Raw genomic sequence first — 12921 nt, 5'->3', positions numbered from 1 at the left:
AGTACCCAGAATCAGAGCTGAGTGATACGGCGGCCTTTGAAACGGCGTTGACGGACCTTTTTCTTGGTCCAGACGAAGGGCTCGGCTCTGTCGTTGTATGCGTTGACGTAGGCATCGATGTGCTCCTGAAGCTGCGTGAGGCTTGTGAAGGAGGTGCCGCTGAGCGACTGCCCCTGCAAGATCGAAAACCATACCTCGACCTGATTGAGCCAAGACGCACTTGTCGGCGTGAAATGAAATTGCACGTTGGGGTGGGCCTTGAGCCAATGCTCGTTCTTCTTGTGGGTGTTGAGGTTGTCGAGGATGACGTGAAGCTTCCGGTTCGGAAAAGCCGCGGTGACGCTGTTCATGAAGTCGAGAAACTCGACGCGGCGTCGGCGTTTTGAATGCGCCGCGATGATCTTTCCGGTGGCGACTTCGAGCGCCGCAAACAATGTTGTGGTGCCATGCCGCTTGTAATCGTGGCTCTGGCCGGTCAAGGCGCGGCCATTGGGCAACTTCAGATAACCCTGCGCTCGCTCCAAAGCCTGGATCGAGGGCTTCTCGTCCACGCACAGCACAATGGCCTTCGCGGGCGGGGCGACATAGAGGCCGACAACATCGGCGGCTTTGGCCGTAAAGTTCGGGTCGTTGCTCTCACACCAGGACTTACGAGCCGCGAGGTCAATCTTGTGGCTGCGCAGGAACCGCCAGACATATTGGACGTCAACATCGCCCAGCGCCCCGGCCAGCAGGGGCCCGGTCCAGCGTGCGAACCCGTCCGGCGGCGGCTTGTCCAGCAGCTTCAGAATCCGCTTGTCGGTGGCCTTCGTATAGATTGGCTGCTTGCCCGGTCGCGGCTTGTCTTGCAGCCCTTCAAGGCCTTGGTCGGCATAGCGATGCCGCCAAAGGCTGACAATCCGCGGCTGGACCCCAACTTCCTTGGCGATCGACCGAGTGCTGCGTCCATCCGCCGCCAACAGAACTATCCGCGCCCGCTTCAAATCGCGCTGCAACGTCACCGGGGAGCGGCAACACGCCTCAAGCACCTTGCGATCTTTCCTCGAAAGGTGGACTTCTCTTGCTTCGGGTATCATCCCGACCTTGAATCACGACTCACGCTTTAAGAACAGTAGGTACTAGGATGAAGCATGATTTGGCCGAAATGCCTGTGGATGATGATATCACCCCTGACCACGCGACCGACAGCATGCCGGCGCCGGCGTCGCTGATCCCGCCGCTGCGACAGACCGCGGTGCTGCTCGATATCGACGGCACGCTGCTCGATTTCGCGCCGACGCCGCGCGAGGTCTGGGTACCGCCGGAGTTGTCGACGACGCTGAAGCGATTGCATGAGCGCACCAACGGCGCGCTGGCGCTGGTCAGCGGCCGCTCGCTCAACGACATCGACCTGATCTTCGCGCCCGACCAGTTTCCCGCGATCGGCGGCCATGGCGCCGAGATGCGGTTGCAGCCGGACAGCGAGGCGGTCGCCGCGCACGCGCCGCCGCTGGACAAGGAATTGAAGCGCCGTCTCGCCGCGATCGCCAAGCTCAGCCCCGGCATTCTGCTCGAGGACAAGGGCTATTCGCTGGCGCTGCACTATCGGCTGGCGCCGCATGCGGAGAAGGCGATCTATGAAGCGGTGTCGCTGATCCGCGCCGAGCTGCCGAATGCGCCGATCGAGGTGCTGCCGGGCAAGAGTGTCTGCGAGATCAAGAATTCCGGCTTCACCAAGGCGACCGGTGTGCTCGAGCTGATGACGCATGAGCCGTTCAGGGGACGCCGCCCGTTCTTTATCGGCGACGACGTTACCGATGAGACCGTGTTCGGCATCATGCCCGATTTCAATGGCCTCGCATTCTCCGTCGGCCGCCGCGCAACCGGCGTCGCCGGACATTTCGACCGGCCGAGCGATGTGCGCGAATTCCTCGCGCGTCTGCTCGAAGACGATAGGGACGTCAGCCTGTCCTAACCAAATCATCTGCATCGCACGTCGCGTCGCGCACTCCTGAATGCGGTTGTTTTGCGTCGTGACGTGCATCTCGCATGAATTTTTCTTTTCGCGAGTTCCCGCGAGTTCCGTGCGCGTTCGCCAGAATTTGGTTTCAATTGGGAGATTCCTTGATCAGGAACCATCTTGATGAATGGTTGTTAATACGCGAGTTGACCAACAGGAGGGGACCTGGTGAACCTCGTCGTCGTATCGAACCGCGTCTCGCGCGGAAAACCCAATGAACCCATGACGGGGGGGCTGGCTGCGGCATTGTTGCCGGTGGTGGAAAAGACAGGGGCAATATGGGTCGGTTCCAGCGGACGTGTCCGCGACGGGAACCACAAGGAACCTTTCGCAGAGGTCGAAGCTCTCGGTGCGGGCGCGCTGGCGATGCTCGATCTGCCGGCCGCGCACTATGGCGGCTATTACGAAGGCTTTGCCAATTCGGCGCTGTGGCCCGCGATGCATTCGCGCGCCGATCTGATTCGCGCCTCGCACGAGGACTACACGAGCTATCGCGAAGTGAACGCGTTCATGGCGCGCGCGCTGCTGCGTTTCCGCAAGCCCGATTCCGTGTTCTGGGTCCAGGACTATCATTTCCTCGCGCTCGGCGCCGAGCTGCGCGATCTCGGTGTCACACAGCCGATCGGCTTCTTCCTGCACACGCCATGGCCGGCGCGCGCGGTGATCGCAGGCGTGCCCAACCATCGCGAACTGATCGAAGCGATGCTGTCCTACGACCTGATCGGCTTCCAGACCGACGAGGACTGCGAGAACTTCCTGAGCTACGTGCAGCACGAACTCGCGTTCGAGGTACGTGACGGCGTCATCAACTCGTCGTTCGGCCACACCCGTGCCGCGGTGTTTCCGATCGGCATCGATCCCGGCAAATTCGCGCAGCAGGCGACCAAGGCGATGATGCATCCCGACGTGACGCGGTTGCGGCGCAGCCTCAACGGCGAGAAGCTCGCGATCGGTGTCGACCGGCTCGACTATTCCAAGGGTCTCGTCAACCGCATCAAGGCGTTCGACAAGATGTGGACGCTGCACCCGGCGCTGAAGCGCTCGGTGTCGCTGCTGCAGATCGCAACGCCCTCGCGCGGCGCGATCGAGGCCTACGGCAATCTGCAGAGCGAGGTGGCGAAGCTCGTCACCGACGTTAATGGCGAGCATGGTGAGGTCGACTGGACCCCGATCCGCTACCTCAACAAGGGCTTTGGCCAGGGCGTGCTCGCAGGCCTCTACCGCACCGCGCAGGTCGGCGTGGTGACGCCGCTGCAGGACGGCATGAACCTCGTCGCCAAGGAATATGTCGCAGCCCAAAATCCGGCGGATCCCGGCGTGCTGGTGCTGTCGAAATTCGCCGGCGCGGCGAACGAACTCGACGCTGCGCTGCTGGTCAATCCGCACGACATCGACGGCATGGCGCGCACCTTGGCGACGGCGCTCGCGATGCCGCTGACCGAGCGGCGGATGCGCTGGGAAGCCATGATGGAGAAGCTCAACAGCGGCACCATCCAGCAATGGTTCGCGGACTTCATCGAGGCGCTGCAGGATACGCACAGTGCGGGAAACGCGGCGCTGCCTGAGCCACCAAGCCTGTGGCCGCGCCGCACGGCGGATCTTGCCGCGCGATATCACTAGTCGCATCGCATAGCAGGATGGGCACGTTTGCGCTTGCCCGTCCTCGTGCATCGTCGTCGTCCGATTCAACTGTCAAACAGCATGTTCGGTGTCATCACCCGCGCATGCGGATGATCCAGTATTCCAGAGACGCAGCGATTGAAACGATAGGCCGCGGCGTACTGGATCGCCCGGTCAAGCCGGGCGATGACAGGTGTGGATGAGGACGCAGCTTCGCATTCTCGCGACATAATCTGCCCGAGCTTTGCTCTTTCGTTCCGCCCTCTCTTGAACAGAGGGCGCAGGGAAAGCCGGGTGCCGATTGCACCCATGGGCCCTGTGCAACAAAAAAGCACAGGGGTAGGACCACAGGTGTAACCGGAGCAATTCCGGCTTTCCCTGCGCGATCGGTTACGGCTTATTTCGCGCTCTCCCCGGCGAGACTGTGCTTGTTTGTCACCGCCTCGCGAAGATGCTTCGCATCTCGCGGGGGTCACCGGCCGCTAGGGCGTCAGGACCACACGACTTCACCGTCCGCTTCACGCGCATTCGTCGACTGCGCGCTCGGCGTCCACCGCATCTCACCGCAACACCCGTGACGATGCGCAGCGCCCCTCGATCGGGTGAGATGGGAGATTCATACACTGAGTTACATTTCTGATAAAGCGAAATATTTTTGCGCGAGGGGCTTGCGCCGTCGGGCAACTCAGTGGCAAGGGACTGCGGCTCTATCGACCCCGTCATTCCCGGGCGCGCAATTGCGCATCTGAGGGCAGCCCGCAGGGTTGAGCCCGGAATCCATCGGAGCACGGAACAAGCGGCGAAATGGATTCCGGGCTCATGCTTCGCATGCCCCGGAATGACAGAGGACGGATCGGTCGGCTGTATCAATTGATTTGCGCCGGTCTTTGACCCGCAGCCGGCCAAAATCTCTCGCAGAGGCAAGCGAGGCCGCGGCGCGCGGCTGCCGTCACCGCAAATTTACCCAATCTTTTCAATCCATTGGGGAAATTTCGCGCTCCGGCCCCGCGCTCCCTTGCAAAATCCGCCCCGGCCCTTCAAGAGAGGGCCTCCCGGAGAGATGGCCGAGTGGCTTAAGGCGCACGCTTGGAAAGCGTGTGTGCGGGAAACCGTACCGTGGGTTCGAATCCCACTCTCTCCGCCATTAAACATTGATTTTGTTGGTGTTTTGCTGCTTCTTTGGACGAAACCCATCATGGAACCCATCAATGGGCGGGCCGATGGCTCGCCTCTGCGCGTGATCGCTGTCGGAGGTTAGGGCATGGAAAAGCTGCTCAACCTCAAGCAATGGCTGACCGTTTCCGACGCCGCGCGTCATTTGGGCATTCTGTTTGGGGAGGATGTTAAGGAACCCGACGTGCTGCGGCTCGCCTTGGATGGTCACCTGACCCTCTCTGTCGATTTCGTAAATCATACCGTAGGCCGTTGTGGGGCGCGCGTTCCTATTTCACAAGCGGCGCGTCGCGTTATTAGGACCCTAGATGGAAAAAATGAGATCCATACGTTCGCCGGTCTGGCGATGGATGATGAGTGGGTAATTGAGTGGACCCCCGAGATAGTGCCGATCGACGGCGTATGGGATTTGACGATGCTTGGGCCTGAGCGGATAGACGTTGAACATGAATATCAGCGGTTGACAGGTGGTCCAGGCGTAACACTGCAATCGTTAGAAGCCCCGCTTGTTTGTCGGGAGGACGGAACCTACTGCCAGCTCCAGTCGCACTTCAGCGACAACGAATTTTTCGATCCGAAGTCGTTGAAGGAACCGTACGAACACCCGGCTAACTATTACCCTGCTGGAGGGCTTCCTGGGGATAGCGTTCTCGTCGTCCGCACCTCGGCGCTGCGTGATCTGGTTTCGCGGGTCTCAAAACCGATCGAAGGGACCGAAAAACCGATCGAGAGACGCGAGCGCAATACCTTGTTGGTAGTTATCGCCGCTCTGGCTAACATGGCCAAAGTTGACGTGTCGAAGCCATCCGCTGCGGGCGCGGCTATAGAGAGCAAAACGGCTCAAATGGGTGCTCGCGTTGCAGCCCGTACCATCGAAAATCACCTGAAGCGCATTCCTGAAGCATTAGATAGTCGTTCCGAGGAATAGGCTTCAGCGCAGTTGCGGAAACAGTGGACGCAATTGCGTCAAGTCGCATGACAAATAGGTTTTCTGCCAAGTCGCAGCACAGCGATTCAAGGAGCATCGCGACATGGCAACAAACCACAACTCGTTGGGCTCTCTGCCCGAAAGCGGCTACGTCCGCCAATCCCAGCTGATCCCGTCTATTTTCCCATTCTCATCGGCGACTCTATGGCGAAAGGTCAAGGCGGGCACTTTCCCAAAGCCGGTCAAGCTTGGACCACGCATCACGGCGTGGCGCGTTGAGGATATCCGTGACCTCATCAAGCGTCTGGGACGCTAGTTTGGGTGGCGAACCGGCGACACTCCGCGCGGCGAGTCAAGCGCCTGCGCACGTATAACGTCAGGGAAGCGGCCAAGGTCACTCGCGCGACTCCGGCGACGATCCGGCATTGGCTCAGGGATGGACTGCGTCCGGTCGAGGACTGCTACCCGACAATCATCCGCGGTAGGGATTTGATCGAGTTCCTGAAGGAGCGCAACGCCAGTAGGAAACAACCGTGCGGACCGGGCAGGCTCTTCTGCCTGCGGTGCAAAGAACCTCGACGACCGGCTTTCGACGAGGTCGAGTTCTGGCCAGATGGACCCAGGCTCGGCAGCTTGCGGGGCCTTTGCCCGATTTGTGCTGGCATCATGCACCGGCGGACCTCGATCGCTCGGATCGGTTCGGCGGCTGGCAATCTGCGGATTGCATTCCCACAGGGCGACCCACGCCTAAGCCAGTCGGCTTAATTCCACTGCAATTTTCACTCTGAAGGGGGGTGACATCACATGCCAAAGTATTGTCCCGAAAATGAGCGCGTGAAGCGTGGCTACACTTTCTTCCTTCAGGCCGCGAGTGGAAAGCAGGACGCTACGATCGACATCGCTCTACGGGCCATCGAGCGCTTTGAGGTCTCGACCGGTCGAAAGCCGTTCAGCAAATTTCATGTTGAGCAGGCTAGATCGTTCCGCGCCGTCTTGGTAGACCAAACCAGCCTAAACGGCGGTCCCCTTAGCGCCGCGACGATTACGACCACGCTCAAGCACCTGCGCAACTTCTTCCTGTGGCTGTCGCGGGAGCCTGGATTTCGCTCGAAGCTCAACGCAAACGACGCAAACTATTTCACCCCTAGCGACCAGGACCGGCGGATCGCTGGAGCCCGTCGTGAGGGGCCGGTGCCGAGCTTGGAGGAGATTTTGAAAGTCCTGCGGGACATGCCCGGCAAGACGGCGATCGACAAGCGAAACCGGGCTGTTATCGCGTTTAGTATCCTAACCGGCGCTCGGGATGGCGCGTTGGCGTCCTTGAGGTTGAAGCATATTAACCTCTCTGCTCGCACCGTGTTTCAGGACGGCCGCGAGGTCAACACAAAACGCAGGAAGACCTTTACAACGAACTTCTTTCCGGTCGGCCCGGAGCCGTTCGACGTCGTTGCGGACTACGTTGGACTGCTGAAGCACGAACTTGGCTTCGGTCCTGACGATCCGCTTTTCCCCGCAACGCAAATGGCTCAAACAGAACACCGAAACTTTGCCGCTGTCGGCTTGGCGCGGACCCATTGGCGCACCACCGGGCCGATCCGCCGGGTTTTCCGCGATGCCTTCGCTGCCGCCGGGCTCCCCTACGTCAATCCCCATGCTTTCCGGAAAACCCTCGTCCGGCTCGGTGAAGCCCTTTGCCGATCCCCTGAGGAATGGAAGGCGTGGAGCCAAAATCTCGGACATGAGTGCGAAATGACGACCTTTGTCGGATATGGCGAGGTCCCGGGGCACCGCCAAGCCGAAATCATCCGCGCCCTCGCCAGACCGACACAGGCGAAGATCGAAGGGCTCGATATCGACGCATTGGAAGCCTTCCTAAAAAGTGCAAAGGCGAGTTCTTGGGCGGGTGCAGGTTGCACGGCCGATGATCCCGGGAGATAAGCGATCTAAGAAGGGTCTTCGGGCGGGCAGACGGATACCCCCGTCAACTCGCACCTAGAGGGGGCTCGATGAACGCGGTCGAAATCGAGGAAGCCATTTCGGCGCTCGCCGAGCAGCCCTTCGACAGGGGCGAGTTCCCGTTCGCCTTCCTGCAAGCCTTCGGCAACAAGGAAACCACCATCAAGCGGTTGCGCGCCGGTGCGTCGAACAAGTCCGACTTGGGCGGCGTCCTGCAAACAAACAACATCCATATCGCCGTCGCAGCGCCGGGCGCCGTCGGCAACACCCTCGCCGCGCTGAAAGCCAGCCCGGCCACGGCCAGGGGGAAGGCACGCTTCATTCTCGCCACCGACGGCGCGCCCAAGGGGTGTGCAGCCCAAACGCTAGTACCCAGAATCAGAGCTGAGTGATACGGCGGCCTTTGAAACGGCGTTGACGGACCTTTTTCTTGGTCCAGACGAAGGGCTCGGCTCTGTCGTTGTATGCGTTGACGTAGGCATCGATGTGCTCCTGAAGCTGCGTGAGGCTTGTGAAGGAGGTGCCGCTGAGCGACTGCCCCTGCAAGATCGAAAACCATACCTCGACCTGATTGAGCCAAGACGCACTTGTCGGCGTGAAATGAAATTGCACGTTGGGGTGGGCCTTGAGCCAATGCTCGTTCTTCTTGTGGGTGTTGAGGTTGTCGAGGATGACGTGAAGCTTCCGGTTCGGAAAAGCCGCGGTGACGCTGTTCATGAAGTCGAGAAACTCGACGCGGCGTCGGCGTTTTGAATGCGCCGCGATGATCTTTCCGGTGGCGACTTCGAGCGCCGCAAACAATGTTGTGGTGCCATGCCGCTTGTAATCGTGGCTCTGGCCGGTCAAGGCGCGGCCATTGGGCAACTTCAGATAACCCTGCGCTCGCTCCAAAGCCTGGATCGAGGGCTTCTCGTCCACGCACAGCACAATGGCCTTCGCGGGCGGGGCGACATAGAGGCCGACAACATCGGCGGCTTTGGCCGTAAAGTTCGGGTCGTTGCTCTCACACCAGGACTTACGAGCCGCGAGGTCAATCTTGTGGCTGCGCAGGAACCGCCAGACATATTGGACGTCAACATCGCCCAGCGCCCCGGCCAGCAGGGGCCCGGTCCAGCGTGCGAACCCGTCCGGCGGCGGCTTGTCCAGCAGCTTCAGAATCCGCTTGTCGGTGGCCTTCGTATAGATTGGCTGCTTGCCCGGTCGCGGCTTGTCTTGCAGCCCTTCAAGGCCTTGGTCGGCATAGCGATGCCGCCAAAGGCTGACAATCCGCGGCTGGACCCCAACTTCCTTGGCGATCGACCGAGTGCTGCGTCCATCCGCCGCCAACAGAACTATCCGCGCCCGCTTCAAATCGCGCTGCAACGTCACCGGGGAGCGGCAACACGCCTCAAGCACCTTGCGATCTTTCCTCGAAAGGTGGACTTCTCTTGCTTCGGGTATCATCCCGCCCTTGAATCACGACTCACGCTTTAAGCAAAGTCGGTACTAGCATGGAACCTTTACTGCCAAACGTCAGCGACACTCATCGAGAAGGCTCGGTTCGCTTCCACGTCGGCAACGAACTCATTCCAAACGTCCCGTCCTAACTTACGCGATGCGAAAGCGCCCGCCATCGCGACAAAAGATTTCAGAACCTCTGTTTGATCGAGTAGAAATTCATGGATTGTCGGTTCGATGCCGCGCCCATACGCCAGAAACAACGCTTCGCGATAATTTGCCTTCCCTCGATAACGGAGTGCTTGATGGACGAAGCCGATACTGCGTCCGGCAAGTCGCTTGTCTCTCAGTTCACGAGCCGGCTTTTTCTTAAAATTATCTACATTGAGTTGTTTAAATTCACTGGTCTTTCTTACGTCTTCGGTTGCCTTCCAAGCATACCATTTTGCGCTGCCTGACAGATAGGCGCACGCTGCTCCTCTCGCCTCACTTGAAGACATCGGCGTGATGAGCAATTTGCCAGTGCTCTGGCCTCGATATACATCCAGCTCAGCTTTGTATGTTGCCTCAATTAGGCTGGACACGCGCCAATCAAAGGGCGGTAAAGCAAGATTGCGCGCCGCGATCTCCGCATCCCAAATCCTAGCTGTCCCCGCGTGATCTTCTTGGAACGAACCATTCTGCGCAGCAATCATCGCACTCGCCGCATTTGATATTCCGTAGTACCACGCGAGAATGCCTATTCGGCAGAAGTCTGCTGCCGGTCTCAAGTCTTTCATTTTGTTCAGGGCTGACAAATGATGGAGGCTTAGAAACAGTTGCTCTAGAATTGTATTTTGGACCAAATTGTCCATCTCTCGTTTGCCGAATGCTGCATAGGCGTGTGATGCAGACTGAAAATCGACTCCCCTCTCAGAGAGCAGTAGCTTCAATGAACGCATCCAATTTACGGTAGAGGGCAAAGCAAATTGCGGGTCTGGCTTGCCTTCTGGTTCGTTGATTGTGCCTTGCTCGATAATTCTTTTGTAAAGCATTCAGGGCTCTCATTTCCCAATCATTGAACTTCATTGATATCGCCGGTAGTCATTGCTTCGTTCATGACTTCTTGTTCTTGGCCACTAACTAAATCACGCAACGCACCGGGGCCCCGATACCTTCAACTTGCCGAATGCGAGGATGCGGCGTCCGCGAAACACATCGCGAATTTGATGGTCCTCAAGCGCGGCCAGTGCCTGACCGGAAACGAAGCGCTTGATGGTCTCACCGTTGACCCGAAACGATAGAACCGATCTCCTCGTAGGGTTTGTTTTCCGGCTTGAGGATGGTTCTGATGTTGCCGATGGTGCGACGTGCGATATCAGGCGTGATGTCCAGCGAGGGCTACATTGACAGCATCGAACGCGACGGCTGGGGCAAGCCAATCGTTCGCGTGCAGCTTTCACCGGCAAGTCCGGAATACCGTAATCGACCAGCGTTTTGTCGAGTCCGTTGGTGACACGCCGAAACATCTTCTCTGCGCGGCCAAGGGGCGCATCGGAGAAATAGGATGGACGCTCGTTCGTCGTCTCTAACTGCAAAAGGCCAATGGCGGTTTGTCGTGCAACGATCTCCGCGCGATGGTCGATGTTGGTCCCGAAGTCGTGGGCGAACGGCGCCACCTCAAAAGAGATAGGACTGTTCGTCGTCGCATTCACAACGCGCCAGTCGATGGCAGTGGCGCCATAAGAATGCCCGGTTCTTGATGCAGAATGTTCGCTCATCGGCTATTGCGGTCTGGGAACGTTGACCGGAAAGGAATATATCTGTTCGAAGTTTCCGTCGGTGACGTGGCCGACGCGCCATTCGGTGAAGTAAACAGCATCATGCATCGCCACGTCGTTCTCGGCTAAGCCGGTCTCGACATTGAATGTTCGATTGTAATGGGCATTCTCATAACCACGAATAAATCGCTTATTTCCGGCACAAATCAGGAATGAACCAACGGCCGATCCCGCCTGCACAGCGCTCGACAAGGCGGGTCTCAATACCGCTCGCGGTAAGTAGACGAACGTCTGCGTCAGGCCGTCGGTTTGAATCCAGCCGAATTGCTTATCTCGCGACCTTGGGCCTGGAAGCGAGATGATAGCTCTTTTGTCATCGGCAACTGCGACGCAAAGTCCAAATGCCCCGCCAGTGCTTAGATCGAACATGAAGAAGCCGCCCGGCGGAACTCCATCAAAGTTGGTTATCACTCCGCTGAAATCGACTTGCATGCAAATCACTCCTTTGAAATCTTCCCATTGGGCTCGCTTACTGGAGCTGGCGAAGATTGCTCGCGCGCCCCGCGGAAAACGTCGATGAGGCGGGACAAAAAGTCGTTTGCGACATTTGCCCTTGGAGGCGGCGCCCGATGAGCGGAATCTATATCCAATAGGGCGAAGACGTTCTCAGGCTTTCCGTCGACTCGTCGCCATATTGCACGGTCGTTAAACCAAAGCTCTGCCTCAAACCGGTAGACCTTCAGAGTAGAGCCGGATTCTACGCCGGGATCTGGCGCGCATGTCCTCACCAGGACAGCATTGCTGTTCGAACTTCTTTTGGTGTCATACCTTCGATCTGGGCAATGCGCTTCTTAACTGCGGCGCGCAAGTTAGTAGTCTTTCCAGGCATCGACAGATTCCTGATGCTCCACGGAGTCAGCCCGAAAGGCTAACGGCGCCTGACGGTACAGCATCAACATTGGATCGGCTCCTACCTATTCTAGGGGGCGCGGTCGGCGGGTTCGCGGATATCTCGCGCCGCACGGGCAGATCGGCAGCCATGAAGTCAGCCAGCCGCGCCTGCTCGGCGGCGATCAGGGTGAGACGCCAGCGACAATCAGGATGAGAGTGGCGCGTCAATCAAGATGAGACAAGGCAGCCGAGTGGGCGGATCATTGACGCTGGCCGCGGGTTTGGCAAGGCTTGATTGACGCTGCGCGACAATCACGCAGGATTGCCAGCGTCAATCGTTGCCTTGTCGAGTTCGTTGGGGGTCGTATGAACGGGCGGCCGGCCTGGACCGCGCTTGCGATCGAGGGCAACTTTTCGACGGTAACTTTCGACGTTCATCTCGAGGATCGTGGCGTGGTGGACCAAACGATCGATGGCAGCCAACGTCATTGCCTGGTCCGGGAAGATACGCCCCCATTCGCCAAATGGCTGATTGGCCGTGATCAGCAGCGAGCGTCGTTCGTAGCGGGCGGCGATCAACTCGAACAGCACACTGGTTTCCGCCTGATCCTTGCTCACATATGTGATGTCGTCGAGGATCAGGAGGTCATAGCGATCGAGTTTGGCGATCGCGGACTCCAGCGCCAGCTCGCGCCGCGCGACCTGCAGCCGTTGCACCAGATCAGTGGTGCGCGCGAAGAGAACGCGCCAACCGTTCTCGACGAGAGCCAGGCCGATCGCCGTGCCGAGATGGGTCTTGCCGCCGCCCGGTGGACCGAACAAGAGCAAATTGGCGCCGGCCTTCAACCAGGCGTCGCCAGCGGCGAGCGCCATCGCCTGTGCCTTTGATAGCATCGGCACACTTTCGAAGTCGAAGGTGGCGAGCGTCTTGCCGGCGGGCAAACGCGCTTCCACCATGTGTCGCTCGATCCGACGGCGGGTGCGATCGGCCGCCTCGTGCTCGGCAAGGGCGGCGAGGAAGCGGGCGGCAGGCCACCCTTCCTTGTCCGACTGTGCAGCGAGCTTCGGCCAGATCGCCTTGACGCCCGGCAGGCGGAGCTCATTGAGAAGCAGCTCGACACGGGCAGTATCGACGGAGGTAGCGATACCAGTCATGC

The 12921-nt window shown here is 59.2% G+C and carries 12 protein-coding genes, 1 tRNA gene and 1 pseudogene; 7 read left to right on the top strand and 7 right to left on the bottom strand.

From position 1 onward, the window contains the following. Positions 1 to 11: 11 nt before the first annotated feature. A complete protein-coding gene (locus tag HAP54_RS10820) occupies positions 12 to 1076 on the bottom strand; it encodes an IS630 family transposase (RefSeq protein ID WP_166204319.1) in 1065 nt (354 codons plus the stop codon). A gap of 47 nt (positions 1077 to 1123) precedes the next feature. Between HAP54_RS10820 and otsB the strand changes: the two genes are divergently transcribed. Continuing rightward, a complete protein-coding gene (gene otsB, locus HAP54_RS10815) occupies positions 1124 to 1954 on the top strand; it encodes a trehalose-phosphatase (protein ID WP_166299886.1) in 831 nt (276 codons plus the stop codon). Positions 1955 to 2167: 213 nt separating this feature from the next. Beyond that, positions 2168 to 3619: an alpha,alpha-trehalose-phosphate synthase (UDP-forming) gene (otsA, locus tag HAP54_RS10810; RefSeq protein WP_166299884.1), complete on the top strand. Its 1452-nt coding sequence runs from the start codon at positions 2168 to 2170 to the stop codon at positions 3617 to 3619. 65 nt (positions 3620 to 3684) lie between these two features. Here otsA and HAP54_RS10805 read toward each other — a convergent pair whose 3' ends face one another. After that, the gene (locus HAP54_RS10805; RefSeq protein ID WP_166293471.1) at positions 3685 to 3930 is read right to left on the bottom strand and encodes a hypothetical protein; all 246 of its coding nucleotides are present in this window, start codon (positions 3928 to 3930) and stop codon (positions 3685 to 3687) included. A gap of 743 nt (positions 3931 to 4673) precedes the next feature. Here HAP54_RS10805 and HAP54_RS10800 point away from each other — a divergent pair. From HAP54_RS10800 to HAP54_RS10780, 5 genes and pseudogenes are all read left to right on the top strand, one after another. Next, positions 4674 to 4763 (top strand) — tRNA-Ser (locus HAP54_RS10800). A gap of 117 nt (positions 4764 to 4880) precedes the next feature. After that, a complete protein-coding gene (locus HAP54_RS10795; RefSeq protein WP_166299882.1) occupies positions 4881 to 5720 on the top strand; it encodes a hypothetical protein in 840 nt (279 codons plus the stop codon). Between the two features lie 103 nt (positions 5721 to 5823). Continuing rightward, positions 5824 to 6036 carry a helix-turn-helix transcriptional regulator gene (locus HAP54_RS10790; protein WP_166299880.1) on the top strand — a complete coding sequence of 71 codons (213 nt, stop codon included), beginning with the start codon at positions 5824 to 5826 and terminating at the stop codon, positions 6034 to 6036. A 488-nt stretch (positions 6037 to 6524) separates the two neighbouring features. Continuing rightward, positions 6525 to 7658, top strand: coding sequence for a tyrosine-type recombinase/integrase (locus tag HAP54_RS10785; protein ID WP_166299878.1), 1134 nt, complete (start codon positions 6525 to 6527; stop codon positions 7656 to 7658). Positions 7659 to 7726: 68 nt separating this feature from the next. After that, positions 7727 to 8014: pseudogene (locus HAP54_RS10780) on the top strand (type IIL restriction-modification enzyme MmeI); the annotation flags it as partial. Between the two features lie 40 nt (positions 8015 to 8054). On the opposite strand, the gene HAP54_RS10775 reads toward HAP54_RS10780, so the two are convergent. From HAP54_RS10775 to istB, 5 genes are all read right to left on the bottom strand, one after another. After that, on the bottom strand, positions 8055 to 9119 hold the full coding sequence (locus HAP54_RS10775; RefSeq protein ID WP_166204319.1) for an IS630 family transposase: 1065 nt from the start codon (positions 9117 to 9119) through the stop codon (positions 8055 to 8057). 56 nt (positions 9120 to 9175) lie between these two features. Then, on the bottom strand, positions 9176 to 10147 hold the full coding sequence (locus tag HAP54_RS10770) for a hypothetical protein (protein ID WP_166299874.1): 972 nt from the start codon (positions 10145 to 10147) through the stop codon (positions 9176 to 9178). Positions 10148 to 10240: 93 nt separating this feature from the next. Further along, positions 10241 to 10873 (bottom strand): hypothetical protein, encoded by a 633-nt coding sequence (locus tag HAP54_RS10765; RefSeq protein ID WP_166299872.1) that lies wholly within the window; start codon positions 10871 to 10873, stop codon positions 10241 to 10243. A gap of 3 nt (positions 10874 to 10876) precedes the next feature. Further along, the gene (locus tag HAP54_RS10760) at positions 10877 to 11365 is read right to left on the bottom strand and encodes a hypothetical protein (RefSeq protein ID WP_166299870.1); all 489 of its coding nucleotides are present in this window, start codon (positions 11363 to 11365) and stop codon (positions 10877 to 10879) included. Between the two features lie 711 nt (positions 11366 to 12076). After that, positions 12077 to 12919 (bottom strand): IS21-like element helper ATPase IstB, encoded by an 843-nt coding sequence (gene istB, locus HAP54_RS10755; protein ID WP_166214584.1) that lies wholly within the window; start codon positions 12917 to 12919, stop codon positions 12077 to 12079. Positions 12920 to 12921: the final 2 nt, after the last annotated feature.

Source organism: Bradyrhizobium sp. 2S1 (assembly GCF_011516625.5).
Lineage (GTDB): Bacteria > Pseudomonadota > Alphaproteobacteria > Rhizobiales > Xanthobacteraceae > Bradyrhizobium > Bradyrhizobium septentrionale.
The sequence above is the reverse complement of the archived record's forward strand: the minus strand, read 5'-3'. Positions and strand labels throughout refer to the sequence as shown.

Bases quoted from the DNA above. Each gene is read 5' to 3' on its own strand.
- HAP54_RS10820 (WP_166204319.1), bottom strand. From the start codon at position 1,076: ATGATACCCGAAGCAAGAGAAGTCCACCTTTCGAGGAAAGATCGCAAG.
- otsB (WP_166299886.1), top strand. From the start codon at position 1,124: ATGAAGCATGATTTGGCCGAAATGCCTGTGGATGATGATATCACCCCT.
- HAP54_RS10805 (WP_166293471.1), bottom strand. From the start codon at position 3,930: ATGGGTGCAATCGGCACCCGGCTTTCCCTGCGCCCTCTGTTCAAGAGA.
- HAP54_RS10795 (WP_166299882.1), top strand. From the start codon at position 4,881: ATGGAAAAGCTGCTCAACCTCAAGCAATGGCTGACCGTTTCCGACGCC.
- HAP54_RS10790 (WP_166299880.1), top strand. From the start codon at position 5,824: ATGGCAACAAACCACAACTCGTTGGGCTCTCTGCCCGAAAGCGGCTAC.
- HAP54_RS10785 (WP_166299878.1), top strand. From the start codon at position 6,525: ATGCCAAAGTATTGTCCCGAAAATGAGCGCGTGAAGCGTGGCTACACT.
- HAP54_RS10775 (WP_166204319.1), bottom strand. From the start codon at position 9,119: ATGATACCCGAAGCAAGAGAAGTCCACCTTTCGAGGAAAGATCGCAAG.
- HAP54_RS10770 (WP_166299874.1), bottom strand. From the start codon at position 10,147: ATGCTTTACAAAAGAATTATCGAGCAAGGCACAATCAACGAACCAGAA.
- HAP54_RS10765 (WP_166299872.1), bottom strand. From the start codon at position 10,873: ATGAGCGAACATTCTGCATCAAGAACCGGGCATTCTTATGGCGCCACT.
- HAP54_RS10760 (WP_166299870.1), bottom strand. From the start codon at position 11,365: ATGCAAGTCGATTTCAGCGGAGTGATAACCAACTTTGATGGAGTTCCG.
- istB (WP_166214584.1), bottom strand. From the start codon at position 12,919: ATGACTGGTATCGCTACCTCCGTCGATACTGCCCGTGTCGAGCTGCTT.